This is a genomic window from Acinetobacter nematophilus (assembly GCF_026344175.1).
Lineage (GTDB): Bacteria > Pseudomonadota > Gammaproteobacteria > Pseudomonadales > Moraxellaceae > Acinetobacter > Acinetobacter nematophilus.
Map to the genome: position 1 here is coordinate 153,215 of NZ_JAPKMY010000009.1, position 25,387 is coordinate 178,601.

Below are 25,387 nucleotides of genomic sequence, written 5' to 3' on the forward strand. Positions count from 1 at the left end.
CAGCATCTGTTAAAGCATTTTATTTTAATCATCAAGTTCCTTTTTGGAACTAAACAACTAGGACAGAATGATGAAATCTTTCAAAGAAATGACTGGACTCGAATTTTTACAAGCCATGATAGATGGTGATATCCCAAGAGCATCCATCAGTGAGACCATTCCTATGGATCTGCATGAAATTGCTAAAGGCTATGCAAACTTTATTGTCAAAGCTGATGAACGCCATTTAAATCCATTAGGGGGTGTACATGGCGGTTTTGCTGCTACAGCGTTGGATTCTGCAACAGGTTGTGCAGTACATACTACCCTTGAAGCAGGTGTAGGTTACGGCACCATCGACTTAAATGTTAAAATGTGCCGCCCAGTACCACAAAATAAACCTTTATTTGCGATTGGACAGCTGATTAATTCAAGTAAGAATCTCGCAATTTCTGAAGGTAAATTGGTCGATGAAGATGGCAAATTATATGCACATGCAACAGCGACCTGTATGATTATTCGACCATAAATAAATCGATTGTGCTATTCATCATGAATAGCACTTATTCAGCATCAGCTGACTTGTCAATCAATTGGATTTTGCCCATTTTAAGTTGCTTGGATGCCTCATCCCATTCCAAATTACGCTTACATATGATTGCTTCGGCTCGACTGATTTCATCCATATTTTGACCACAATAACCACCGCCAACTTCTATTTGCACGATCGCCTTGGGTTGATGATCTAAAACTTGATATGCAAAAACACTGCTGTTAAAAATTTCTTGAATGCTTTTACCATCTTGAGATTGATAGATCACCAGTTGATCTCCACCATGTCCTCTGAACACCCCATCTTCAGCACAGACAATTGAATCAGGCTCATAAATATATTCTGGTTGTTCATCACCAATTAAATCCACAGTTTTAATAACGCTACCCATTTCTACTGTTCCAGGTGTTTGACAGTGCTGCTGCGCTTCAGCAACTTGCTTAACCAAAGCTTCAGGATAAGTGAATGTTGCATGCTCCTGTTCTTTTTTAGGCACAGAAACAGTTGCTGGAATTTCTGCTTCAGAATCACTTTTCACTTGGCTTGCTATCGCTTGAGCATCAATGACCGGCTCGTTTTTTTTTATATCTTCTGATGATTGATTGTGTTTCTGACAGGCAGTCATCATTATAATACTGCTCAGTACAATAAGATTTAAAATTTTCAAAATTTTCTCTCTTTCAGTGTTTCTATTTGATTGCTCTTGAATAAAGCGGCCTAATCACAATCTAATTTGACACTATCATTTTACTTGTGTTGCAGTGCCCCATAAAAATGAAGTGCCTGAGTTCATGTCGAATAAACGTGCCTTAATATTACTTACTCTTTTTCATAGATCTTTTTAATAATAGGCCATTGTTTATATAGATGATAAAGCTTGAGATAAATTTATTTTAGCATTTTCCTCAAAATACATCCTAAAATATTCAGTCTGATACAAAGGTTGCATATCATAAAAATGCAGCAGCACCTCTGCTCGCTTTACTTGATAAATTTCTTTACTTACCCATGCATACTCCAACTGAATCTGCTGTTCGTATTGGAAAAAACGCGCTGCCGAGCTACCCAAAATTGCCAAATCAATATCCAATAAATAATTTAAATCCCGTTGCTGAGATGGTTGATGTTGTTGAGTCGCAATAATCCATGAATAAACTTTCTCAATGACAGATTTAGTCAAAATACCCTGACATAGATTTAGCATGCGTTGGGCACTTTGTTCTTCATTATCTTTGGCTTGCGGGTTATACACCACATCATGAAACCAAATCGCCAGTTCAACCGCATTAGGATCATCTAATTGAGCTTTTACTTGATGAAATAAATCAAGGCATTCAACAATATGTTGCAGTGTATGATAATGGCGTTGAGGCTCCGTATAAGCATTCAATACAACCGCATATAACATATCAGCCTGCGCTTTTGACATATTGATTTTTTTGCTGAACTCATCCCAGTATTGATTGAATGAATTGACGTATTTTTCTGAACTATCTATGATCATATTTATCGAAAATAATAGACTTCTATATATTAATACAACATTTTTGGCTGTTATCACATGATCAATAAATCAAAATTTTCAGCACCATCGCATTTAAGTAAATATGTTTGTTATATGCATAGCCCCTATTTCCAAGATTTAATCGATATTGAATGGCGCGGACAAATACAATCGTCCACACAATCAAAGCAGTTTAAAATCAAATATTATGGGGAACTCTATGATGAGTATCAGCTCATTTGTGCAACAGATTTTGCTCCAGAACTGATTTATGCCGTTGATATAGAAAGCAATGAAGAAATATTACTTTTTGATGGTGCACAGCATGGTTATGATCCCATGTTTTGTGATGAATTTACACCTGAACAACTTACGCAGCGCCCCGTCATTCATCAATTCATAGACCAAGATCAGCAAGATATCTTTGAAGTGATTATCAAGGTGTATCACAATATTGACTATGATGAAGAAATGGAAAGTTTGAGCAATACAGCTGGTGAAATTGAACTGATTTCAGGAAAAATTATTTCTGCCGATCAACTCAAAGCAGACGGATTTGATTTTATTCAAATCAATGTGATGAATTCACTGGGACATGAATACAGTATTTTCGAACGGGAATTGGCTTAATGCTCAGCCAATTCCGAAAATAAAGGATATTTCAAGCAACTTGCTCATCACGTTTAAATACAAGTTCCCCCTTCAATGAACTCTCAGCATCAAAATAATAACCATCCAGATTAAATGATTTTAAATCATCCAACTTTTGCAATTGATTTTGTATGATATAACGTGCCATTAATCCGCGCGCTTTTTTTGCATAAAAGCTAATCACTTTATATTTACCATTTTTCTGATCTAAAAATACAGGTTTAATGATCTCCGCCTGAATTTTTGCCTCTTTGACTGATTTATAGTATTCATCAGAAGCGATATTGACCAACAATTTCGATCCACTTTGCTGTAAATCCTCATTGATGAGTTGGGTAATTCGCTCTCCCCAAAAATCATAGAGATTGTGGCCACGCTGATTGGCGAGTTTAATCCCCATTTCTAAACGATATGGCATCATTAGATCCAAAGGGCGCAATAAACCATAAAGTCCAGAAAGGCTGCGTAAGTGATTTTGCGCGAAATTTAAATCATCTTGTGACAAGCTATACGCATCCAGTCCAGTATATACATCACCTTTAAAAGCAAAAATTGCTTGTCGTGCATTAGAAAAATTGAAATCAGCATTCCAGTCACGAAAACGTTCAACATTCAAATTGGCGATCTTGTCACTTACATGCATCAAACTGGCAATATCAGAAGCAGATAGTTTACGACTTAGGTCTATAAGCTGTTGAGATTGGTCCAACAGTCTTGGTAAAGTATGCTTGTCAGTCGGCAGTGCGGTTTCATAATCGAGCGTCTTAGCAGGGGAAATTAAGGCGAGCATGGTCTTCCTGATCAAAAAATAACTAATCAAACTATAACAGTCGGAATATTTTAATTCCAATTCATGTTTTCTGTGAGCAGAATCGGTAAACTATATCACTTCCCTGCTTTATGATCGTTTAAATTATGTCCGAACAACTGTTCATTCAAGGTTCGGTTGGCAAAATTGAAGTTTTTGTTGACTATCCTGTGGGCGAAGTAAAAGGATTTGCTGTCGTTTGTCATCCTCACCCACTACAAGGTGGTACTCCTCAACATAAAGTTCCAGCTTTACTTGCACAAATCCTCAGCGAACAGGGCTGTGTTGTTTATCGCCCAAGTTTTCGAGGTTCAGGACAAAGCGATGGTGTCCATGATGAAGGTTTTGCCGAAACTGAAGACATTTTAGATGTCATCAAACATGTTAGACAATTACACAAAAGTCTACCATTCTATGTAGGTGGATTTAGTTTTGGTGCGCATGTGATGGCAAAGGCTTATCACGCCTTACCTGATGAAATTAAACCCAAACAAGTGATTTTATGTGGTCTGCCAACCTCTACAGTCGATGGTCTACGCCACTATGTTACGCCTCCGATCAAAGGCGATATTCTGTTTGTTCATGGTGAAGCTGATCCAACCACAAAACTCAGTGATTTAATTGAATGGGCAAAACCGCAGCGCCATTTGATTACTGTATTACCAGGTGCGAACCATTTCTTTACTGGGTATCTAAAACAACTACGTGTTGCAATATCACGTTTCTTGTTAGTACCTTAAAAACCGTGGATTAAAAAATCAATAAGGTGAAATACTCACCTTATTGATGGACTTACATCGTCCCACTGTAAACCAAACTTCGCTAAATACTTTTTCACACGATCACTGTCATTGGTACTTTGTCTTTGCTCACGAGATATTGAAAATAGGCGCCTCCCAGCATCCGCCATGGATTTTGACTTTTGGCATATCTCAATGACCCCCTGTAGCTGAATACGATCAAACTCATCGATTTGTGATAATTGCTCCGTCGTTAAAATATTCGTCAGTACCGACTGTTTAAGCTCTTTTTCTGGCTCAGAGATACTCCAAATACGCTGAAGCCGTTGAATTTCTGTGTTGACCTCGTTTAAGCCAATCCGCTCTCCATTTGCCAACGTCGCCATCCGAGTCACACTTGCAGTCAAATCTCGAAAGTTGCCTTGCCATATTGCCTCTACTGACTGCGCAAATTTTAAATATTTTTCAAGCGCATCACTATGGAATCTTAATTGTCGCTGATGTGCTGTCGCAAAGCGCTGTAATTCAAATGTAATATTCGGTTCAATATCTTCAACACGATCTTTTAGACTGGGTAAGAAGAAAGTCCATGTATTTAATCGCGCCCACAAATCTTCTCGAAAACGGCCTGCTCGAACTTCCTCTCGTAAATCTCGATTGGTTCCTGCAATCAATTGAAAATCGGCATGTACCTCTTTATCACTGCCCACGGGGAAGAAAGACTTATCCTCCAGTGCCTTAAGTAACATTGCCTGTTCATCCAGACCTAATTCACCAATTTCATCGAGAAACAAAATACCGTTGTCTGCACTTTTTAAATAACCAGTACGTGCCGCAATCGCCCCCGTAAACGCACCTTTGTGGTGACCAAATAAAGTGGACATTGCGCTATCACCCACCAAAGTTGCACAGTTCACGTCAATAAAACGACCAGCGAGATGAAATTTTTCCTTTTTAAGCTGATAAATCTGCTTGGCCAAATGTGATTTACCCACACCCGTAGCGCCCATAATTAAAATCGGCGCACTCGAACGTGTTGCTACCAATTCAACCTCTTGAATCAACTGGTTAAACCCTTTATTTTTTGTTGCAATATTGGCTTTTAATTGTTGCCAATTTTCTGATTGCTCATGTTCAAAGCGCTGCGTTAATGCGGCGTATCGAGACAAGTCTAAATCAATGATGCGATACTCACCTTCTGGTTGCTGTTTTCCTGTAGGTGAACTTTGAATGAGTTTTGCAGGCAAATAGTGTGCATCAATCAATAGATACCAACAGATCTGAGCAACATGTGTACCTGTCGTAATATGCAATAAATAATGATTATTTTCGGTATCAAAAGGATAAGATTTTACAAAATCATAGAGTGCCCCATACATATCCGAAAAATCCCAAGGATCGCGAATATTGACTTTGTGGCCTGTGATCTTGGTTTGCGGGGAAATTTCAAAAGCATCTTGCTGTAAATGCGTAATCAAACTCGCATTGCGTCGATCATGCAATAGTACCAATTCATCGACCACTAAATCGTCATGCATCAACAAACTTATGGTAGGACGCCAACGCTGCCAACGCTCAGGCTTTTTGCCTTGATCCAGAGTAGAACCCACAAAACCAATCACGACTGTTTTTTTAAATTTTTGCATATTGCTATAAATCTATAAAAATTTATATATCTTGCCTAAATCATAGTTTTATTTTATCAATAAGCAAATATTATTCGCTGTGTTCAGCATAATATTTTAAAAATCACTATTTATTTTCATACATATGATCATGCTATACTGCTGCAGTACAAAGTTTTAACTTATTTTCCTCCATCTCTGTCTGATTCGACACTTCTCTTGATGGAACTGCCTTGCTTTGTCACAACAATAACCATAGATAAAATTTTATTATTCTACAGGCATATATTTCCCATGTTAGAGTTTACATTTTTAGGGACATCATCTGGTGTACCCACATTGACCCGCAATGTTTCAGGTTTAGCGATTCATTATGGCAAAGCTAAAGAATGGATTCTTGTCGATGCAGGTGAAGGAACCCAGCATCGAGTACAACAAGCCAAACTGTCTTTACAACACTTGAAAGCGATTTGTATTACCCATGTCCATGGCGATCATTGCTATGGTTTGGTGGGCTTACTCGCCAGTGCAGGGATGAATGGACGTAAAGACGCCATCACTATCATTGCACCCAAAGAGATTCAACAATGGTTGGAAGCTACTCGCCACTTGACTGAATTGTTTTTACCCTACCCACTTCATTTTATCGATAGCCATACACTGAATAGCACTTTTCAATTAGATGAAAAGCTTTCAATTGATGTTTATCCTCTACATCATCGTGTACCAAGTTATGCTTATGCTTTCAAAGCAACTTCGATTCAGCGCAAACTCGATCATGAAAAGTTAGTTCAATTAGAGATTCCGAAAGGTCAACTTTGGGGAGATTTGCAACAAGGACTGATGATTGAATGGAATGGGCGAACCCTTCACGGGAAAGATTTTGTAATTGAAAATACGCAACATGTATCTGCGATTGTCTGTGGAGATAATGACCAACCTGAATTATTGAAAGATGCGTGTAAAGATGCCTCATTGTTAATTCATGAAACCACCTATACTCAAGCAGTATTAGATAAAGTTGGTTCTGGTCCAATGCACAGCTCTGCAAAAATAGTCGCAGAATTTGCGCAAATGATAAGTCTACCGAATTTGATTGCCACGCATCTCAGTGCACGTTATCACGATGCTGTTGGTGTTCAAAAAATTCATGATGAAATCGCAGCGTATTATCATGGTCATTTTTATATTGCTGATGATTTTCATCGCTATGCCCTTAGTGCGAGTGGCGAACTCGCACTCATTAAATAACTTTAGCCTTGGAAAAAGTGATTTTTCCTCGGTTTCTTTAACACTATAGTGAAGTTAAACAGTAACATCTAAAAGATAAACCATGAAAATGATAACTTGGTTGGAATTTATACTTATTCCAATGGTTACTTTTATATTTTTATTCTTTTTTTATCTTATATTTTTTCTCAGCTTGATTGGTTGTGGATTCAATTCATCCATCATTGCATCCTATATAAAAATGGGGCATGTTGTATTTGCATCAATATTTCTTTTTGCAATCTGGCTGGGTTAGCTTTCTACAAAATATGCACCAAAAACTGGAAAATATATTCTATCTAATAGCTATAACATGATCTTTTCAGCTTTTGTTTTGCTTTATTTTGACGTATCAGAACCGCCCCGATCTTTTTCCATCGGCTATAGTTTTCTATTTTTTATTTGCACAACCTTAGGTACATAAATTTACAAAAAATATAAATAAAGATAAAATCATATAAACACAGATATTTTATTTTATAATCTCAACGTTTAAAAACCAATAAATATTGAACTTTTAAAATTTTTAAATAAATAAAATCAATATCTTATAAATATTATTTATTGCAAAAACAAAACTTGGCACACTCTCTGCAATAACCATCTCAAGAAATTAAAAATTCACTTGAGGATGCTGTCATGGCGAACAAGACAATTTTTGCCTCCAAACAACAGGCGAAACCAAAAACCATTGAATACAACGAAGCCGGTGGTCGCGCATATACATTAAAATCCCGTGCCGCATTAGCGCAGCTTGCTGCAACAGGTACACTGAATCAAACTTTTTATCAAAATGCACAAGTACAACTGGATCATATTCTCAACCTAGCACTTGAAGTGGATCCAAAGTTTGTGGCTAAAACCGCAATTTATGCGCGTCAAACAGCACATATGAAAGATACCCCTGTCGTATTATTGGCCTTACTTTCTGAATTGGATGCAGATTTATTTAAACGCATTTTTCCATTGATTATCGATAACGGAAAACAACTTAGAAATTTTGTACAAATCATGCGCTCAGGAATGATCGGTCGAAAGTCATTGGGTTCTTTGCCTAAACACATGGTGAATGAATGGATTTTATCCGCATCAGCACAACAACTGATTACCGCAAATGTTGGAAACAGCCCTTCACTTGCAGATGTGCTAAAAATGACACACCCTAAACCAAAAACAACTGAACAAGATGCCTTTTTTGCCTATGTATTGGGTAAGGAGTATCAACTTGCGCAGCTGCCTGCTCAAGTACATGCACTGGAGCAATTTCGCTTGGGTGTGAATACAGAATTACCCAAAGTACCTATGCAACTTTTAACCCATTTGAATTTAAATCAACAGCAATGGGCTGAAATTGCACGCAATGGATCTTGGCAAATGCTTCGTATGAATTTAAACACCTTCTTGCGTCACGATGTATTTAAGATCAAAGGGATGACTAAAATCATTGCGGATAAATTGATGGATGAACAATCGATTTTAAAAAGTCGTGTATTCCCCTATCAATTGATGATGACATGGTCTGCACTTGCTCAAGGGATGCCACATGAAATTGCCAATGCCTTAAAATTTGCAATGCAATGTTCAATTTCAAATGTACCTAAACTACAAGGTAATGTGGTCATCGCGATTGATGTTTCTGGTTCAATGTCGAGTTCGATAACAGGTTACCGCCAAGGTGCAACTTCACAGTTGCGTTGTGTCGATGTGGCAGCATTATTTGCCAGTGCTTTTAAATACGTAAACCCAAATATTCGCTTGATGGCTTTTGATACACAAGTACGCCAGTTATCCAATTTAAGTAAAGTGCAAGAATATTTGAAGAGAAAAAATCTGATGAAGCAGCAAAATTTAGAAATTGATATTTTTGCTTTGGCAAAAAAGTTTGCCAGTATGTGTGGTGGTGGAACAGATTGTTCTAAGCCTTTAGAACTGTTAGTGAAAGAAAAAGCCAAAGTCGATATGGTCATTTACTTCTCTGATAATGAATCTTGGGCAGATCAAATCCCAAGAGCACACCGCCAAACAGGGATGATGCATTATTGGAAACAGTTAAAACAACATAACCCTGATGCAAAACTAGTGTGTGTTGATTTACAACCTTATGCGACCACTCAACTCCCTGAGTATAAAGATGTCATGAATATAGGAGGATTTTCCGATACTGTGTTCACACTGATTGAAAGCTTTGCCAATAATGAAATGCACGCAAATCATTGGATTAGCGAAATCGAAAAAATAGACTTAACGCAAATTCAGTCACATGTTAGCTGAATTTGCTCCCTCATTTAGCATCTTGTATTCAAGTCTTCGCATCAAATGATGTAACTTGAGGCAATGATGTTAGATAAAAAGCACAAATGCCATAGGAACTACATTTTTCCAGAATGAAGTGTTTCTATATAAAGTTGTTGTGCTGAGTAAAACTGTTGCCAAATGCAGATAGAACTACATTACTTTGAATAATTGATGTTTTATCGAAAACTTGTTGGCAACATTCAATGCATAAAATGCGTTGAGGACTACATCTGTAATGCGTAGGTCGATGGTTCAAATCCATCCTTTTCATTCTTAGCTAAGATTGAAAAGTAGCTCAGCTGGATAGAGCAACGAAACGTCTTCAACATTTTGTTTATGCAGTGCGGTAACAATGATTCAAGTACATCAAATGCAATGAGGACTACATTACTCGTTTGTCGGTGTTTCGATACCACCCTGTGTGGCAACATACAGTAGCTCAGTCGGTAGAGCCACGACCGTCCTCAACTCCTTGTTGATGTATACTTGATCATGATGAAACATGTTGTAATTAAGCAATCACAAATGCAGATCGGATTACATGGTAACGCTTTTGCGCAGGGTTCAAGTCCCGATCGTGATGACTCACGAAAATCTGATCAAAAGTTGTTGTGATTGCTTTTCTTTTCTACGTTAACGATTTAAGAATATGGCTTGTGAATTGATCAACGATTTGTTAGTTTAATCATTCAATTTAAAACCAGAGACAGGTGTCAGTCTTTAAAACGCAAAACATGTCTATTAAAGTCATCGTGAAAGACGACAATCTCGATCTTGCTTTAGAACAATTAAGAGTTAAAAAATACTATTTAGAAACCAACCACTGGTATAAGAAATGCCAGAACTATCATGAAAAACCGCCAAGTAAAAGTCGTAAAAAAAGTGAACTGAAACTTTTACATGGGCATAGCCAAATCCTGGAAGATGATCCCCTCACATTGAGGTTAAAAATCCATATCGAAGAACATTATCAACCAACTGATGATCATACGGTATGGGATATGAGCAAAGATTAAGACTCACAAATTTCATCTAAGTAAGTTTGGGAGAAAAAATTCTCCCAAGCTAGGTTTCGTACTATAATCTGTAACATGACAAATATCCTGAATAATAACAATGCGTACTTGGTTTGCTTTGCTGTTATTTCCTTTACTCATTTTTGTCTTGTTATTTTTTTCTATGCCATTTTTTTGCTTTCACTCGCTTTGGGTTGCGGTTTCCGCCAAGAAGATATCTCTACCTGTTCAAAAATTTATTATTTTTCAATTATATCAATATTTCCAATCGCAATTTGGCTCGGCTATTTGACAACTCAATTTGCACCACGTTATTCAAGATATTTTCTGAACAGTCTTTATAACCTCATATTTTTCAATCACTTTATTTGCATATTTACATGACGCTAAAATAAACCTCATCTTGTCGATTGATTTTACCCTACTTTTCTTTTTATGTTTCGGCGCAGGTTGTTTTTATTCTATTTAAAATATAAAAATATATAAATTACTATCTAAAATAATACTTATTTTTAGATAGTTTTTTAAAATATAAATATAACTTAAAATTTAATTTTATTTTTTCAAATTAAATTCAATAGCTTAAGAAATAAGGTCCATTAAAAAACAAAGTTGGCATGCTCTCTGCAATATATAGAGCATACATCACTGGATGTACATATCACCCGCCTGCAACCGCTTGGCAGGCAGGTTTTGCAAAGGATAAAAGCTATGACTATGTCAGTATCAGAACAGATTGAAAAACAAGCATCCAATGAGCGTGCTTACAATATTATTCAGGATAAAAAGGGTGTCCCTGTAAAAATGTGGACCAAAGGCGTCCCTGTTGATGAGAAATCAAAAGACCAGTTATTAAAGGCAGCACAAATGCCATTTATTTATAAATGGATGGCAGTAATGCCAGATGTACACGTGGGAATTGGTGCAACCATCGGAAGTGTCATTCCAACCAAAGGTGCAATTATTCCTGCTGCCGTTGGCGTGGATATTGGTTGTGGAATGATGGCAGCACGTACCTCCTTAAACGCATCTGATTTACCCGATAATTTACATGCATTACGTACTGAACTTGAACGTTTGATCCCACATGGGATGACCAAAGGACGAGGTCGCCGTGACCGTGGATCTTGGGATACACCAACAGCGCGGGTAGACCAAGCTTGGGCTGAGTTAGTAACTGATTTTGAATATATTTGTGCCAAGCATCCACGTTTAAAAAATACCAATAACCATAAACAGTTGGGTACTTTGGGAACCGGAAATCACTTTGTTGAAATCTGTTTAGATGAGCATCAACAAGTATGGATTATGCTGCACTCAGGTTCTCGTGGTGTAGGAAATGCAATTGGCAACCATTTTATTGAGCTTGCACGTAAAGATATGCAAAAGCATTTTATTAACCTGCCTGATAAAGATTTAGCTTATTTGGTAGAAGGTACTGAGCATTTTGATGATTACTGGTTTGCTGTTGGATGGGCGCAACGTTTTGCCATGAAAAATCGTGAGTTAATGATGGAAGCGGCGGTACAGGCTTTACGAATCATCATCAACAAACCGTTTAATGCCAAAGTGGAAGCGGTGAACTGCCACCACAACTATGTAGATAAAGAGGAACACTTTGGTCAGGAAGTGCTGGTAACACGAAAAGGTGCTGTACGTGCCCGTTTGGGTGAGTATGGGATTATTCCGGGTTCAATGGGTGCAAAATCCTTTATCGTAAAAGGTAAGGGAAATCAGGAATCTTTCTGTTCATGTTCACATGGCGCAGGTCGTGTACATAGCCGTACTGCTGCGAAAAAACTGTTTACTGTTGAAGATCAGATTGAACAAACCCAAGGTGTTGAATGCCGTAAGGATGCCGCTGTGATTGATGAAATCCCATCTGCTTACAAACCGATTGAAGATGTGATGAAAGCACAAAGTGATTTGGTTGAAGTAGTTTATACCCTAAGTCAGGTCGTTTGTGTAAAGGGTTAATATTATGATGCCTGCTTTACATCAAGACTATAGCTTAAAAAGCTGTATAAAATTTACAGAATCAATTCCAGTTGATACATTGCCTCAGCAAATGTTGTATGAAATTATTCTGTTGAATGCTGATTAAATATTAAAGATATAGGAAAAATAAAATGAAACTTGCAGAAGCACTTTTATTGCGAAGCGATCAACAGAAGAAACTCGCTTCATTGAAACAACGTATCAATGCAAATGTATTGGTACAAGACGGCGATGAACCATCTGAAGATCCAAACGAGTTATTAAAACAAGTATTTGCGTTGACGCAAGAGTCTCAAAAACTTGTTTATGCCATTCATCAAACCAATGCACTGGCAAAACTTACAGATGGTCGCTCATTATTGGCTTTATTGACTCAACGTGATGAGCTTGTAGAGCGCCATAAAATTTTAACTTCAGCCATCAGTAACACCCAACGTGAACCTGATCGCTACAGTACACGTGAAATCAAATGGCATAAAGTGATTCCAGTATCATCCTTACAAAAACAGTCTGATGATATCAGTGCCAAACTACGTGATTTAAATGTACTGATACAAGCCACAAACTGGCAAGTTGATTTACTTGACGTTTAAAGCGATCATCTAAAAATCTGATTGGGTTTGCCCAATCAGATCTGAAATATATTGGGCGAGTACAAGATCTAAGGCTGTATAGATTGAAATAAAAGTCAGCATCATTTTTGGGTAATGACAGCGAAGTGGATTGAGGGCGATAACGAACCAATCAATCCATCACCAAGCATCATTTAAACCTTTGTGAATCGAAGTGACTATTCATAGAGCATTACCACGTACTGACACTATATTTCACCTTTTCTCAGATGATTCGTCATTTGAGATCACCCGAACATACTGGGCGAGTGCAAGATCCTCTACTTCCACAACACAGGATTGAAAATAGTGTAGTGGCTTGATGAGCGAGTGGGTCAGCTTAAAACCTTAAGCACAAATCAACCCATCACTACGTACAAGGCAAACCTTTGCGAGAGCAAAGTGACAATGCACCAAGCATCACCATGCACTGACAGTATGTTCATCCTTTTAGATATTTGAGTAAATTACGATTTTTAAACATGTTCGAAAACCGAATGATTTAGAAAGAAATGATGAAATAGAAAATGAATACATTATTACAAAATAAAACCATTCAAATCGATGGTTCACAAGGTGAAGGGGGTGGACAAATTTTAAGAACCGCTCTTTCCCTATCCATGCTAACGGGTATTCCTTTCGAGTTGGTGAATATCCGTGCAGGTCGTAAGAAACCAGGCTTGATGCGCCAACATTTGGTTTGTGTGCAAGCATCGCAACGGATCAGCAATGCGATTGTTGAAGGTGCTGAACTACATTCACAAAAATTATATTTTCAACCGCAACATGTTCAAACTGGAAAGTATGATTTTCATATTGGCTCAGCAGGCAGCACAATATTGGTTTTGCAAACATTATTACCTGCCTTGATGATGCAGAGTGAAGCCAGCCAGATCACTATTCATGGTGGAACGCATAACCCCATGGCACCCACTGCTGATTTTATTCAGCATTGTTTCTTTCCATTTATTCAGAAGCTTGGGATAGAAGTTGATTTTGAATGTGAGCGCGCAGGCTTTTTCCCGATTGGCGCAGGTCAAATCAATATTACGATTCATCCATGGAAGAGTAAGCTGAAGCATTGCATCTTAACCAAGGGGAAATTACTGGACATACAGGGGTATGCTGCCGCGTTAAATATTCAGCAGGATATTGCAGATCGAGAACTCGAAGTTTTAAACAATAAGCTTGGCTTAAATCAACGTAAACGAGTCAATTTTCAAGGCATCAGTCAAGGCAACACTGCATTTGTTGTTTTAAATTATGAACACCATCAGCAAGTATTCTCAGCTTTAGGTGAAAAGAAAAAATGTGCTGAAAAAGTTGCACACGATTTAGCCAAACAAGTAAAAGCCTATTTGGACTCCAATGCTGTGGCTGATGAATATTTGGCAGACCAACTTTTATTACCTTTGGCTTTAGGTCAAGGCGGTGAATTCACTGCTCAAGTCGTGAGTGAACACACCAAAACACAAGCAGAAATGATTCAGAAGTTTTTAAAATGCGCTATTCAGATCGAACCGTTCAATGGAATTTTTAAGTTGAAAGTGATTACTTAAAATACATCCTTGATTCATCAGCCTTATAATCGTTTATCCGAATGTGCCAATTCATTTTAATTTTTATATTTATTGGCACATAATGTAAATAAATCACTTAAGTATTCATTCTATAATCAATACCTTAGATAAATATGATTATTATCTAAAATAATCAACAAGGAATAAAGGAAATGAAAAATTTTTTATTTGGGGCAATGTCTATTGTACTTTTTGCAACTTCAGCTTTTGCAGAGGATATCACAGGGACTTGGCGTTACATAGACGACAAAACAGGGGAAGCCAAAGGTCTGGTTAAAATTGAAAAACAAAGCAATGGAACTTATGCAGGAACAGCGTTAAAAGCGACACCACGTCCGGGCTATACACCAAAAGAGTTTTGCACCAACTGCCCTGCCCCTTACACCAATAAGCCCATTATTGGTTTACAAGTAATCTCAGGCTTAAAAACAGATGACCATGTCAATTATACCGATGGAAAAATTATCGATCCTGTCTCAGGAAAAGTCTATCGTCTAAAAGGTAAAATCAGCCCGAATGGCAAAAAATTATTTCTTCGCGGTTATTTAGGGATCTCAGCAGTAGGACGTAGCCAAACTTGGTTACGTGTAGAATAAATTTGGCATTCTCATTAAGACAGCTTATTTGAGCTGTCTTTTTTATTTCTCATCTCGATTTAAATTCAATATTGAATAATAACTTGCAATGCCTGAATTTAATTTTCAATAGCCAGTTGATATAAAAAATCCAAATGGGTGGGAGCATCCCCCTTATCCAAATTCAAATCACTGGCACGACCACCTAATCGAAGTGCAGGCAGATAACAATACATTTGATCATGCGCTAATTTCCCATATTGAGCTTGGGCTTTTTCCAGCGCACGTTTTTCCAAAAACTGCTCAATAATTTCATCATCACACAGCCAGTCATTAAAAAAATCGTTCAACGACCAAACAGTTACACCTATATCAGAATTATGCGGATCCATAAACGAGATATCTTCATCTCCTCCATCGCTTAGACGCCGATAGTAGAACACTATTCCAAAAGCAGATATTGCAACAGGCAACCGCGTCATATCAGGTTCATCTTTCATTAACCATGACCATAATACATCCTGATAAAGCTCAGGATGAATGATCTGAATCAAACCATTTCCATAAAAACCAAAGCCATGTTTTCGCCAAAGCTCCAGCAAAGCTTCTGGTAAATAAGATTGATATTTTTTAATAATTTCAATGCTGACAGTATTGCCCACCTGATCTACAGGAAACTTATCGATAAATGATTGTAATTGCATTGTTGTTCTCTAACCTGAACTGATTAGCCAAGCCACAGCTTAGCTTAACTTTTCCACTCAAAACCACTAAAGGCATCATCCTGTTTTAAAGAATTTTCTACAGCATTTGCCAATTGCTTAATCATGCTTTGAGTGGCTATTTTTTTAAACCAGACCTGCTCTTCATCGGCATGGGCAGAAATTTCACAGGTTAACAAGCCCTGATCATTTAAACGACAATTTACCCCTAAACCTATAGGATGATTTTCCACACTCACTGCCAAATCTTCACGAGAAGATGTCATTTCAGCTTTAAAACCGTATTGAGAAAGCTGTTTTAATAATAAGTCCGTCACATACGCCTGAGTGACATGGCATGCATTTTGACCATAACCATTGCTTTTAACATGATTTTCGCAGTTTGCAGTAAATTGTAATGTTCTCATCGCTTCATCCAAAAGGCTTTATAGTTGTATGGTTTTAGAATAAGCAATATAAACAAAACAGCCAAGCTTTTGCTTGGCTGTTTTCAATTAATTATACAAATATTAGACAAGCGCTATCCACGCCCCAAGGTTTATTCAGAAACTAGAATCTCAAGTCCAGCCTGATTCGAAAGCTGTGTGAATGTCGGAAAACTGGTCGCAACTGTTTCAGTACCGACAATTTTAATCTCACCAGAATTACGTAACCCTGCCATCGAGAAGCTCATCGCAATACGATGATCGTGATGGGATTCAATTTCACCACCAGTGAAAATCGCAGACCAATCACCTGCTTTCCCCTTTCCTTCGATAATAATGCCATCATCAGTCGGTGTACAATCAATACCCAGCGTTTTCAAACCATCTGCCATCACCTGAATACGGTCAGATTCTTTCACACGTAACTCAGCAGCACCCGTTAATACAGTTTGCCCTTCAGCACAAGCAGCGGCAATAAATAAAGATGGAAATTCATCAATCGCCAATGGCACTTGATCTTCAGGCATATGAATACCTTTCAATGTACGTGTACCACGGATACGAATATCCGCAATCGGTTCGCCGCCCGCGATACGTTCATTTTCAACAGTGAGGTCAGCTCCCATCTGTTTCAGAATTTCAATCACACCTGTACGTGTTGGGTTAATCCCAACGGCTTCAAGCGTAACGTCCGAACCTTCAGTAATTGCAGCACCCACCATAAAGAAAGCAGCAGAAGAAATATCTGAAGGAACTTGAATATCGGTTCCCACTAACCTTCCACCACCTTGCAGTGAAATACGATTGCCTTGTGTTTTTACCTCATAACCAAATGCACGCAACATACGTTCGGTATGATCCCGTGTTGGTTCAGGTTCAGTAACGGATGTTTCACCCTCAGCCCATAAACCTGCCAATAAAATTCCAGATTTGACCTGAGCAGAAGCCATAGGTAAATCGTAATGAATTCCTTTTAAAGTTTGAGCACCAGTTATAGACACAGGCGGTGTACCACGTTCACCCGTTGTTTGAATCTGCGCACCCATTTCTCGCAAAGGCTTGGCGATACGCTCCATTGGGCGTTTAGACAAAGAAGCATCACCCGTCATAACAGAATCAAACTGTTGTGCAGACAACATACCAGATAGCAAACGCATTGATGTACCTGAGTTCCCCATATACAGTGCTGTTTTAGGTGCCTTTAGTCCATTGATGCCCACACCATGAATGGTCACTTCACCATTTTTTGGACCTTCAATACTGACCCCCATATCACGGAACGCTTGCAGCGTCGCCAAAGCATCTTCACCTTCCAGAAAACCCGTCACATGTGTGGTTCCTTCCGCAATCGCACCAAACATGATGGAACGATGAGATACTGACTTGTCACCTGGGATGGTAAATTTACCCTTAAATGTCTTCTGACCCGGCAAAATGGTAAATTGTTGTGTCACCTTATTTTTCTCCATCAAAGGTTTATTGGCGAGCATATGATTGAAATGTTGGCGTGCAGCTTGTGCATGACCAAGCAATCCCATCAAAGCCTGTGAATTTTCATATTGAATCAGTTGACGCAACGTTGCGAGCTGCGTTTCAAATCCATCTACAGCTTTTAATATGGCTTTTTTGTTGGCAAAAAAAATGTCATGCCACATTTGTGGATCACTGGCTGCAATACGTGAGAAGTCTCGAAAACCACCTGCAGCATAGCGAAAAATATCTAAATTATCTTCTCGATTTGCAAGCTGCTCAACCAGATTAAATGCCATCAAATGCGGTAAATGACTGGTATGTGCCAAAACCTCATCATGTTTTTCAACATCCATACAAATGACTTCGGCTTTAGCAGCCTGCCAAAGTTGAACCAACTTTTCCACTGCCCAATCAGCACTACTCGGCAATGGTGTTAAAATCACTTTGTGATTGGCAAATAAATCTACTTTGCCTGCATGAACACCCGTATGTTCAGCACCTGCAATAGGATGACCAGGGACAAAACCGACCGGAATATCCAGACCATACACAGCATGTGCGGCTTCAACCACATTGCCCTTGGTACTGCCTACATCAGTAATAATGGCATTTGCAGATACATAAGGCTTTATTGTTTCAAGAATTTTTTGCGTTGCCCGAACGGGCAAAGCTAAAACGATTAAATCTGCATCTCGAACCGCATCCACAGGGTCACTAAATCCTTCAGAGATAATCCCCAAAGCTTTTGCATCTTGCAAGGTTTTCTTAGAGCGTGTTGCAGCAACCACACTTTCCGCAAGATGTTCTGCAGCAATAACACGCGCCAGACTTGAACCAATCAGCCCAAGCCCAATAAAAGCAACTTTTTTAAATAACGGTTGTGACATGATGATTTTAAACTACCTAATTCACAACAGCTTTAAAGTACAGCGATTGGATATGAACCCAGTACACGCACTTCCTTAACTAATGGACGAATATCTTCAATCGCAGCCTTAACATTATCTTGCTCTACATGACCTTCCAAGTCGATGAAGAATACATATGCCCATTTCTCTGGCAATGCCGGACGTGTTTCAATACTGGTTAAACTGATATTGTGTTTAGCAAAAGGTGCAAGGATCTCTAGCAAAGCTCCAGCACGATCATGGGCCGAAATTAACAATGAAGTTTTGTCATTGCCGCTTTGCGGAACTTTTTCACGTCCAATCACCAAAAAGCGCGTGGTATTTTCAGGGTTATCTTCGATATTGCCATGCAAGATTTCCAAGTCATAAATGCTTGCAGCAACATCAGATGCAATTGCTGCTGAATGCCATTCATTACGAATACGGCGGGCAGCTTCTGCATTAGAACTTAAAGCAACACGCTCCACACCAGGATAATGTGCATCAAGCCATTTACGGCACTGAGCTAAAGTTTGTTGATGCGCATAAATTTGTTTAATGCTGTCTTTACGTGTATTTGATGAAATAAGAAATTGATGATGAATACGCAATTCAACTTCACCAATCACATTCAAATGCGATGCTTTAAAACAGTCTAGGGTATGGTTAACCACACCTTCAGATGAGTTTTCAACAGGCACCAAGCCATAGTGTGCGCTGCCCGCCTCAACTTCACGGAATACTTCATCTATCGTCGGTAATGGACGAACCACAGCATCTTGACCAAAATGTTTTAAAACAGCTGAGTGGGTATAGGTTCCAACAGGACCTAAAAATGCAATACTTTGTGGCGCTTCAAGTGCCAGACATGCCGACATGATTTCACGGAATAGACGCGCCATAGTCTGATCCGACAATGGTCCTTCATTACGCTCCATGACTTTGCGTAATACTTGTGCCTCACGCTCAGGACGATAAAACAACGGGTTCTCTTCTGCTGCAAACTTTGCTTTAGCAACAGCTTCCGCCAGTTTCGCACGGCGATTAATCAGTTGTTGAATTTGCTGATCTACAGAATCAATATCTTCACGGATTTGAGCAAGATCTAGAGAAGTCGTTTTTTGATCATCGTTGATCATTGTTATATCGCCCTTTGAAAGTCAAGAATTACGAGAAGTCTAAGTTTTAGACCCAAAACAGTATAACAATAGTTCAGTTAAATTTGTTGAGCAATAACGCTTTTATCGACGATTCCGTTATTGCGAGTATTTTGAATAAAATATCAGCAATACATATATAAATTACAGTATATGCCACTTACAAAGTAGCTATAGAATTTTAAGCATCGCGCACTATGATTAAAATTAAAAGCGGATTTCGAGACATAGAAAATGAATAAAAAAATCGCTGTGCTCATCACCCATGATTTCGAAGATACGGAATATCACCATCCTGTAGAAGCCTTTCGTGCCGCAAGTCATTCTGTTCGAAATATTGAAAAATCTGCAGGCAATATTGTCTATAGTCAACAGCGTAAATCTTCGGTAAGCATAGATTTAGGTATTGATGATATTTCGGTCAAAGATTTTGACGCATTGATGATTCCTGGGGGACAATCACCTTATCACTTAAAAAAAGATCCGCGTTTTATTGATTTTCTCCGCAGTTTTGCCAATGCACAAAAACCGATTTTTCTCTGCTGTTACAGTCCTCAACTTTTGATCGACGCCCAGATTGCAATCGGTCGACGCTTAACCTCGATTGATGGATTGAATAAAGAATTAAAAGCAGCTGGTGCCGTTATTTTTGATCGCGAAGTGGTGAACGACAATAATCTTTATATTTCTTCACGTTCAACTTATGAGCTGCCAATTTTCATCAATGAATGTTTAAATGTATTAAGCGTTTAATTGAGTTTTCATTCACTGATCAGTATAAAGTCAAAGATATTTTATAATTTTTATTTTCAAATTCCACTTCATCATTTTTTATTCAACAGTTAATTAAAAAAATAATAATTGAGACATCCTCTCAGTTGGACCGCTGATTTAAAAGTAAAAACAGGCTTTCAGCTCTAATCAAGTTTTGATCTAGATCTCAATTGAACTCATTTTATACTTACGATTTATACATGGTGATTCTATATTCGTGCCGCGACATGAATATCACCACTAGATGGGTACAGGGCATATCTAGCCCGCAACATAAACAACAGTAAATACTGTCCATACTCTCTTAAAAGTACGAACAGCGTATATGTTTATTTTTCTTAAAAGAATTAACGACCAATGATTCCGCGAGCGACGATTTCTTTCATAATCTCATTCGTCCCTCCATAAATACGCTGAATACGCGCATCTACAAAGAAACGAGAAATTGGATATTCCGTCATATAGCCATAACCACCAAAGAGTTGTAGCAAACTATCAATAATTTTCATTTGCATATCTGTACTGAAACTTTTCAAAGCTGCCGCAGTTTCCACATCCAATTTATTGTCTTTATATAATGCTAAATTCTGATTATAGAATGCTGCGGTTGCCAGTTCGTCAATTTTGGCTTGGGCAAGAACAAATCGAGTATTTTGAAAACTGCCAATTTTTTGACCAAACGCCTGACGCTCTTGCACATACTGAGTTGTTACATCAATCGCTCCACGAATCGCACCCAAAGCTGTTGCAGCAATCGCTGTACGTTCACGTGGAAGCTCCTGCATTAGATATGCAAAACCTTGCCCAGCATTGCCCAACAACTGATTGGCAGGTACTTTTACATTATCAAAGAATAACTCGGAGGTATCTTGGGAATGTAATCCAATTTTATCTAAATTGGTTCCCTTTTTAAAACCTTCCAAATGCGTATCAACCAACAGCAGAGAAACGCCTTTTGCACGTGCTTGCGGATCAGTTTTTGCTGCCAATACCACTAAATCTGCATGTTGTCCATTTGAAATAAAGGTTTTAGAACCATTTAAGACATAATGGTCACCATTCAAAATTGCGCTACTGCGCATCCCTTGCAAGTCCGAACCTGCGCCTGGTTCAGTCATGCCAATAGCACCAACTACTTCACCGGCAACCATTTTTGGCAACCAATACTGTTTTTGTTCTTCATTGGCAATATGCAAAATATATGGTGCTGCAATTTCAGAATGGCAAGAAATTGCTGTCGATAATGCACCATAACCTGCACGTGCAGACTCTTCAACCAACATCAATGAATATTCAGTTGGCACACCATAGCCGCCATATTGCTCAGGAACGTCTACACAAAGGTAACCATTTTCACCCAGTAAAGACCAAACTGAACGCGGCATTAAACCTTCTTTTTCCCATTGCTCATAAAATGGCGCAACATGTTCAGCCATAAAGCGTTTGAAGTTATCACGAAAAAGTTCTAAATCTGCATCATATGCCAACATTTTTACATTCCTTTCAATCTGAATTCTTGATTTTATGATCTCTAGCATCCTAATCATTTTTTCGATGCTTGTCATGACCACATGAGGTCATTTTTTTTTGGCAGTTTTACCAATCCTTATTTTTAAATCCTGAAATAAACAAAGAGCAATTGATTAAAATCAATTGCTCTTTGTTTATAAACTATTTGCAAAATCACTTTTTTCTTAAGTCAATAAAATGTGATATTAGAACTTATTGTCTCTAAACATCGGTAAAGATGAATTCAATTTAGTCACTTCATTAACAAGCTTACCCACAACAGACGGTATGAAAGCATCAGCCATTTGTGCTGCTTGTAAACCAAGTTTTTCCCCCAATGTCGGTTTACGGCGTGTTTGAATCACATAAACATCGTGTTGTGGGAGTAAACTAAGCAAATATTCATCAGAAGTCTGCAACTTGTCAACCAAGTTCAAATCACGTGCATCTTCACCATACCAATGTTCACCGGTTGCCACTTTTTCCACATTCAGTTGAGGACGATATTTTTCCACAAAATGTTTAAATAACTGGTGGGTTTGCTGCAATTCTTCTTCAAATTTAGCCTTGCCTTCTGGCGTATTCTCACCAAACATGGTCACAGTACGCTTAAATTGCCCTGCGGTATAAAGTTCAAAATCAACATGATGCTCTTTTAACAGACGATTAAAATTAGGCACTTGTGCAACCACGCCAATCGAACCAACAACCGCAAAGGGTGCTGAAACGATTTCACTGGCAATACACGCCATCATATAACCACCGCTGGCAGCAACTTTGTCTACGCAAATGGTCAAGTGAAAACCTGCATCACGTAAACGAACCAGTTGAGCGGCTGCCAAGCCATAACCATGTACCATCCCGCCAGGACTTTCCAAACGAACCAAAACACGATCTCGCCCAGCTTTTGCTGTGGCTAAAATCAAGGTGATTTCTTCACGTAAGTTTTCTACAGCAGATGCCTGCACATCACCTTTGAAATCCAAAACATAAATTTTTTGATTATTCTTTTTACGTACTCGTGACTCTTTGACCAATTGTTGAGTCAATTGCAAAAGCTCAAGCTTAGATGCAGTCGATTGAGCAATTCTTTTTCTTTGTTCATTGATTCGTGCATTTAGATGACTGATACGAATTTCTGCGGGAACTTTAGGTAAATGAAATAACATAGAATTTATAATCTCGAATATCTGAAGAAATGCTTTTCCATTAAGATGCGGACGGATTGGATAAATTTCAATATATATTTTGAAAAATTCGACAAATCTTAATTTACTTTACTTCACCCGCATTATTTTTTTGTATCGATGCAGGTTTAAAAATCCATGTAAAAACAGCATGGATTTTCCAAATGACTCAAACCAAACCAGCAACACAAAATAATTAGTTATAAAACATATATATTTTTTTTATATTTCATCAGCTACACCCCATAACTAAGGTATTTTGACATTTATCCATTTACAATTAATTAATAGCTTTTATGTCTAAATAAAAGATGATTAATTTAATGAAAAAGGGACTTATATCGCTTGCGATTCTTTTAATCTCAATTTGTATAACTTTCTGCCAATTTTTGTAGGACAAATTCACAAAAAAAACATAGACATGATTTTTCCGTAAATATCATATAAAAATTAAATACCAAGTATTTATTTTAATTATAATTTGATATTTATCACATTTTTTTATTCAAATAACATATTTGTTATTTTAATTAATTTATTTAAAATCAACACGTTAAAAAGAGAATTGCATTTTTTAATTTTATGATTACTTTACAATCATTTCTTTAAGAAATGTTGAATTTTATCAACATCAAGGATAAGGAATGAGTATGGATATCTCTTCACACGATGAACACCTACCACCTAAAAAGCAAAAGTTTTATCAAATCCTATATGTTCAAGTCATTTTTGCTATCGTACTTGGTATCCTTTTAGGGCACTTTTGGCCTGATATTGGTGCGAGTTTAAAACCTTTGGGTGATGCATTCATTAAATTGGTTAAAATGATTATTGCACCTGTAATTTTTCTGACAGTAGTCACAGGAATTTCAGGTATGAAACATATGGGAACTGTCGGTCGTGTTACTGGTAAAGCGATGCTTTACTTCATAACATTTTCTACACTGGCATTAATTGTGGGCATGATCGTTGCCAATATTATTCAACCTGGACATGGTTTAAATATTGATCCAACCACATTAAAATCAGACAAAGTGGCTGAATACGCTGAAAAAGCTCACGATGCTTCAATCGTTGATTTCTTAATGAATATTCTCCCAACCACCATTCTTAGCCCTCTCACCAGTGGTGATATTCTGCAAGTCCTTTTTGTTGCAGTATTATTTGGCTTGTCTCTTGCCGCAGTGGGTGAAAAAGGTCAACCTATTGTTGATTTTTTAAACAACCTAACAGCACCAGTCTTCCACTTGGTTGGCATGCTAATGAAGTTTGCTCCAATTGGTGCATTCGGTGCTATGGCATTTACAATTGGTAAGTATGGTATTGAAAGTATTGGTAATCTTTTACTTTTAATCATGACCTTCTACATTACCGCTTTACTGTTTATTTTAGTGATTTTAGGCGCAGTCGCACGTTATAACGGGTTTAAAATTACAGATCTGATTCGTTATATTAAAGATGAATTATGGCTGGTACTCGGCACAAGTTCCTCTGAAGCAGCACTTCCCTCATTGATGCGTAAAATGGAAAAAGCAGGTTGTGAAAAATCTGTAGTTGGACTTGTGGTCCCAACAGGCTACTCATTTAATCTGGATGGTACCAATATTTACATGACGATGGCTGCACTATTTATCGCACAGGCATGTAATATTGATTTAAGCATTCAAGATCAAATCCTATTGCTACTTGTTGCGATGCTCAGCTCTAAAGGTGCTGCTGGTGTAACGGGTGCAGGCTTTATTACATTGGCTGCTACGTTGTCTGTTGTGCCAGCAGTGCCTGTAGCAGGTATGGCTTTAATCCTGGGTATTGACCGCTTTATGTCCGAGTGTCGTGCGCTGACAAATTTAGTGGGTAATGCTTGCGCAACAATCGTTGTAGCACGTTGGGACAATGCCTTGGATAAGGAAAAATTGGCTGCGGCATTCGCTCATCCACCAAAGTCCCATTATGATGAAAAAGCGGTAGAACAACACCGTGAAGATCCAATGGATTAGTTAAAAATCTCAATAAAAAAAGAGCCGTAAGGCTCTTTTTTCTATTACATCG

24 protein-coding genes are annotated in these 25,387 nt (G+C 38.1%); 14 read left to right on the forward strand and 10 right to left on the reverse strand.

Features of this window, described 5'->3' with window-relative positions; genetic code table 11:
* The first annotated feature begins 70 nt into the window (after positions 1 to 70).
* The gene (locus tag OSH00_RS15835) at positions 71 to 508 is read left to right on the forward strand and encodes a PaaI family thioesterase (protein ID WP_266131239.1); all 438 of its coding nucleotides are present in this window, start codon (positions 71 to 73) and stop codon (positions 506 to 508) included.
* A gap of 34 nt (positions 509 to 542) precedes the next feature.
* Here the strand turns inward: OSH00_RS15835 and OSH00_RS15840 are convergent, their stop codons facing one another.
* Positions 543 to 1,160: a hypothetical protein gene (locus tag OSH00_RS15840; RefSeq protein WP_266131240.1), complete on the reverse strand. Its 618-nt coding sequence runs from the start codon at positions 1,158 to 1,160 to the stop codon at positions 543 to 545.
* A gap of 231 nt (positions 1,161 to 1,391) precedes the next feature.
* Positions 1,392 to 2,036, reverse strand: a complete 645-nt coding sequence (locus OSH00_RS15845) for an HD domain-containing protein (protein WP_266131241.1) — start codon at positions 2,034 to 2,036, stop codon at positions 1,392 to 1,394.
* Positions 2,037 to 2,093: 57 nt separating this feature from the next.
* On the opposite strand from OSH00_RS15845, the gene OSH00_RS15850 reads away from it, so the two are divergent.
* Complete coding sequence (locus OSH00_RS15850; RefSeq protein ID WP_266131242.1) at positions 2,094 to 2,666, forward strand: hypothetical protein; 573 nt, start codon at positions 2,094 to 2,096, stop codon at positions 2,664 to 2,666.
* 31 nt (positions 2,667 to 2,697) lie between these two features.
* On the opposite strand, the gene yaaA is transcribed toward OSH00_RS15850, so the two are convergent.
* The gene (yaaA, locus tag OSH00_RS15855) at positions 2,698 to 3,477 is read right to left on the reverse strand and encodes a peroxide stress protein YaaA (RefSeq protein WP_266131243.1); all 780 of its coding nucleotides are present in this window, start codon (positions 3,475 to 3,477) and stop codon (positions 2,698 to 2,700) included.
* 125 nt (positions 3,478 to 3,602) lie between these two features.
* Between yaaA and OSH00_RS15860 the strand changes: the two genes are divergently transcribed.
* On the forward strand, positions 3,603 to 4,235 hold the full coding sequence (locus OSH00_RS15860) for an alpha/beta hydrolase (RefSeq protein WP_196077546.1): 633 nt from the start codon (positions 3,603 to 3,605) through the stop codon (positions 4,233 to 4,235).
* A 35-nt stretch (positions 4,236 to 4,270) separates the two neighbouring features.
* Here the strand turns inward: OSH00_RS15860 and rtcR are convergent, their stop codons facing one another.
* A complete protein-coding gene (rtcR, locus tag OSH00_RS15865) occupies positions 4,271 to 5,881 on the reverse strand; it encodes an RNA repair transcriptional activator RtcR (RefSeq protein ID WP_266131244.1) in 1,611 nt (536 codons plus the stop codon).
* A 273-nt stretch (positions 5,882 to 6,154) separates the two neighbouring features.
* On the opposite strand from rtcR, the gene OSH00_RS15870 reads away from it, so the two are divergent.
* The 9 genes from OSH00_RS15870 to OSH00_RS15910 all read left to right on the forward strand — a co-directional run bounded on the left by OSH00_RS15870 (position 6,155) and on the right by OSH00_RS15910 (position 15,225).
* Positions 6,155 to 7,111, forward strand: coding sequence for a ribonuclease Z (locus OSH00_RS15870; protein ID WP_266131245.1), 957 nt, complete (start codon positions 6,155 to 6,157; stop codon positions 7,109 to 7,111).
* A gap of 657 nt (positions 7,112 to 7,768) precedes the next feature.
* Positions 7,769 to 9,400, forward strand: coding sequence for an RNA-binding protein (locus OSH00_RS15875; protein WP_266131246.1), 1,632 nt, complete (start codon positions 7,769 to 7,771; stop codon positions 9,398 to 9,400).
* A 516-nt stretch (positions 9,401 to 9,916) separates the two neighbouring features.
* Entirely contained in the window at positions 9,917 to 10,039 is a 123-nt protein-coding gene (locus OSH00_RS15880) for a hypothetical protein (RefSeq protein ID WP_265092654.1), read from the forward strand.
* Positions 10,040 to 10,158: 119 nt separating this feature from the next.
* On the forward strand, positions 10,159 to 10,440 hold the full coding sequence (locus tag OSH00_RS15885) for a hypothetical protein (protein ID WP_266131247.1): 282 nt from the start codon (positions 10,159 to 10,161) through the stop codon (positions 10,438 to 10,440).
* Between the two features lie 717 nt (positions 10,441 to 11,157).
* Entirely contained in the window at positions 11,158 to 12,417 is a 1,260-nt protein-coding gene (locus OSH00_RS15890) for an RtcB family protein (RefSeq protein ID WP_266131268.1), read from the forward strand.
* 4 nt (positions 12,418 to 12,421) lie between these two features.
* The gene (locus OSH00_RS15895) at positions 12,422 to 12,544 is read left to right on the forward strand and encodes a hypothetical protein (protein ID WP_266131248.1); all 123 of its coding nucleotides are present in this window, start codon (positions 12,422 to 12,424) and stop codon (positions 12,542 to 12,544) included.
* Positions 12,545 to 12,569: 25 nt separating this feature from the next.
* Positions 12,570 to 13,031 carry a DIP1984 family protein gene (locus OSH00_RS15900; protein WP_004822548.1) on the forward strand — a complete coding sequence of 154 codons (462 nt, stop codon included), beginning with the start codon at positions 12,570 to 12,572 and terminating at the stop codon, positions 13,029 to 13,031.
* A gap of 545 nt (positions 13,032 to 13,576) precedes the next feature.
* Positions 13,577 to 14,608: an RNA 3'-terminal phosphate cyclase gene (rtcA, locus tag OSH00_RS15905; RefSeq protein WP_266131249.1), complete on the forward strand. Its 1,032-nt coding sequence runs from the start codon at positions 13,577 to 13,579 to the stop codon at positions 14,606 to 14,608.
* Positions 14,609 to 14,781: 173 nt separating this feature from the next.
* A complete protein-coding gene (locus tag OSH00_RS15910) occupies positions 14,782 to 15,225 on the forward strand; it encodes a DUF2147 domain-containing protein (protein ID WP_266131250.1) in 444 nt (147 codons plus the stop codon).
* Between the two features lie 98 nt (positions 15,226 to 15,323).
* Here the strand turns inward: OSH00_RS15910 and OSH00_RS15915 are convergent, their stop codons facing one another.
* From OSH00_RS15915 to pheA, 4 genes are all read right to left on the reverse strand, one after another.
* Positions 15,324 to 15,908 carry a GAD-like domain-containing protein gene (locus tag OSH00_RS15915; protein WP_266131251.1) on the reverse strand — a complete coding sequence of 195 codons (585 nt, stop codon included), beginning with the start codon at positions 15,906 to 15,908 and terminating at the stop codon, positions 15,324 to 15,326.
* A gap of 44 nt (positions 15,909 to 15,952) precedes the next feature.
* The gene (locus OSH00_RS15920; RefSeq protein ID WP_266131252.1) at positions 15,953 to 16,333 is read right to left on the reverse strand and encodes a hypothetical protein; all 381 of its coding nucleotides are present in this window, start codon (positions 16,331 to 16,333) and stop codon (positions 15,953 to 15,955) included.
* Positions 16,334 to 16,464: 131 nt separating this feature from the next.
* Entirely contained in the window at positions 16,465 to 18,711 is a 2,247-nt protein-coding gene (locus OSH00_RS15925; protein WP_266131253.1) for a bifunctional prephenate dehydrogenase/3-phosphoshikimate 1-carboxyvinyltransferase, read from the reverse strand.
* 32 nt (positions 18,712 to 18,743) lie between these two features.
* A complete protein-coding gene (pheA, locus tag OSH00_RS15930) occupies positions 18,744 to 19,850 on the reverse strand; it encodes a prephenate dehydratase (protein WP_196076419.1) in 1,107 nt (368 codons plus the stop codon).
* A 252-nt stretch (positions 19,851 to 20,102) separates the two neighbouring features.
* Between pheA and OSH00_RS15935 the strand changes: the two genes are divergently transcribed.
* Positions 20,103 to 20,621: a DJ-1/PfpI/YhbO family deglycase/protease gene (locus OSH00_RS15935; protein ID WP_266131254.1), complete on the forward strand. Its 519-nt coding sequence runs from the start codon at positions 20,103 to 20,105 to the stop codon at positions 20,619 to 20,621.
* A 368-nt stretch (positions 20,622 to 20,989) separates the two neighbouring features.
* Here the strand turns inward: OSH00_RS15935 and OSH00_RS15940 are convergent, their stop codons facing one another.
* On the reverse strand, positions 20,990 to 22,132 hold the full coding sequence (locus OSH00_RS15940; protein ID WP_196076417.1) for an acyl-CoA dehydrogenase family protein: 1,143 nt from the start codon (positions 22,130 to 22,132) through the stop codon (positions 20,990 to 20,992).
* Positions 22,133 to 22,357: 225 nt separating this feature from the next.
* Positions 22,358 to 23,320: a protease SohB gene (sohB, locus tag OSH00_RS15945; protein WP_266131255.1), complete on the reverse strand. Its 963-nt coding sequence runs from the start codon at positions 23,318 to 23,320 to the stop codon at positions 22,358 to 22,360.
* A gap of 668 nt (positions 23,321 to 23,988) precedes the next feature.
* Between sohB and OSH00_RS15950 the strand changes: the two genes are divergently transcribed.
* Positions 23,989 to 25,335: a dicarboxylate/amino acid:cation symporter gene (locus OSH00_RS15950; protein ID WP_266131269.1), complete on the forward strand. Its 1,347-nt coding sequence runs from the start codon at positions 23,989 to 23,991 to the stop codon at positions 25,333 to 25,335.
* Positions 25,336 to 25,387: the final 52 nt, after the last annotated feature.

Excerpts from the sequence above, each read along its gene's own strand:
- OSH00_RS15850 (WP_266131242.1), top strand. The coding sequence starts at position 2,094 with ATGATCAATAAATCAAAATTTTCAGCACCATCGCATTTAAGTAAATAT.
- OSH00_RS15910 (WP_266131250.1), top strand. The coding sequence starts at position 14,782 with ATGAAAAATTTTTTATTTGGGGCAATGTCTATTGTACTTTTTGCAACT.
- OSH00_RS15915 (WP_266131251.1), bottom strand. The coding sequence starts at position 15,908 with ATGCAATTACAATCATTTATCGATAAGTTTCCTGTAGATCAGGTGGGC.
- OSH00_RS15895 (WP_266131248.1), top strand. The coding sequence starts at position 12,422 with ATGATGCCTGCTTTACATCAAGACTATAGCTTAAAAAGCTGTATAAAA.
- OSH00_RS15935 (WP_266131254.1), top strand. The coding sequence starts at position 20,103 with ATGAATAAAAAAATCGCTGTGCTCATCACCCATGATTTCGAAGATACG.
- OSH00_RS15890 (WP_266131268.1), top strand. The coding sequence starts at position 11,158 with ATGTCAGTATCAGAACAGATTGAAAAACAAGCATCCAATGAGCGTGCT.
- OSH00_RS15835 (WP_266131239.1), top strand. The coding sequence starts at position 71 with ATGAAATCTTTCAAAGAAATGACTGGACTCGAATTTTTACAAGCCATG.
- OSH00_RS15950 (WP_266131269.1), top strand. The coding sequence starts at position 23,989 with ATGGATATCTCTTCACACGATGAACACCTACCACCTAAAAAGCAAAAG.
- pheA (WP_196076419.1), bottom strand. The coding sequence starts at position 19,850 with ATGATCAACGATGATCAAAAAACGACTTCTCTAGATCTTGCTCAAATC.
- OSH00_RS15870 (WP_266131245.1), top strand. The coding sequence starts at position 6,155 with ATGTTAGAGTTTACATTTTTAGGGACATCATCTGGTGTACCCACATTG.
- OSH00_RS15940 (WP_196076417.1), bottom strand. The coding sequence starts at position 22,132 with ATGTTGGCATATGATGCAGATTTAGAACTTTTTCGTGATAACTTCAAA.
- OSH00_RS15860 (WP_196077546.1), top strand. The coding sequence starts at position 3,603 with ATGTCCGAACAACTGTTCATTCAAGGTTCGGTTGGCAAAATTGAAGTT.
- OSH00_RS15880 (WP_265092654.1), top strand. The coding sequence starts at position 9,917 with ATGATGAAACATGTTGTAATTAAGCAATCACAAATGCAGATCGGATTA.
- OSH00_RS15840 (WP_266131240.1), bottom strand. The coding sequence starts at position 1,160 with ATGATGACTGCCTGTCAGAAACACAATCAATCATCAGAAGATATAAAA.
- rtcR (WP_266131244.1), bottom strand. The coding sequence starts at position 5,881 with ATGCAAAAATTTAAAAAAACAGTCGTGATTGGTTTTGTGGGTTCTACT.
- OSH00_RS15875 (WP_266131246.1), top strand. The coding sequence starts at position 7,769 with ATGGCGAACAAGACAATTTTTGCCTCCAAACAACAGGCGAAACCAAAA.
- yaaA (WP_266131243.1), bottom strand. The coding sequence starts at position 3,477 with ATGCTCGCCTTAATTTCCCCTGCTAAGACGCTCGATTATGAAACCGCA.
- OSH00_RS15920 (WP_266131252.1), bottom strand. The coding sequence starts at position 16,333 with ATGAGAACATTACAATTTACTGCAAACTGCGAAAATCATGTTAAAAGC.
- OSH00_RS15885 (WP_266131247.1), top strand. The coding sequence starts at position 10,159 with ATGTCTATTAAAGTCATCGTGAAAGACGACAATCTCGATCTTGCTTTA.
- OSH00_RS15900 (WP_004822548.1), top strand. The coding sequence starts at position 12,570 with ATGAAACTTGCAGAAGCACTTTTATTGCGAAGCGATCAACAGAAGAAA.
- sohB (WP_266131255.1), bottom strand. The coding sequence starts at position 23,320 with ATGTTATTTCATTTACCTAAAGTTCCCGCAGAAATTCGTATCAGTCAT.
- rtcA (WP_266131249.1), top strand. The coding sequence starts at position 13,577 with ATGAATACATTATTACAAAATAAAACCATTCAAATCGATGGTTCACAA.
- OSH00_RS15925 (WP_266131253.1), bottom strand. The coding sequence starts at position 18,711 with ATGTCACAACCGTTATTTAAAAAAGTTGCTTTTATTGGGCTTGGGCTG.
- OSH00_RS15845 (WP_266131241.1), bottom strand. The coding sequence starts at position 2,036 with ATGATCATAGATAGTTCAGAAAAATACGTCAATTCATTCAATCAATAC.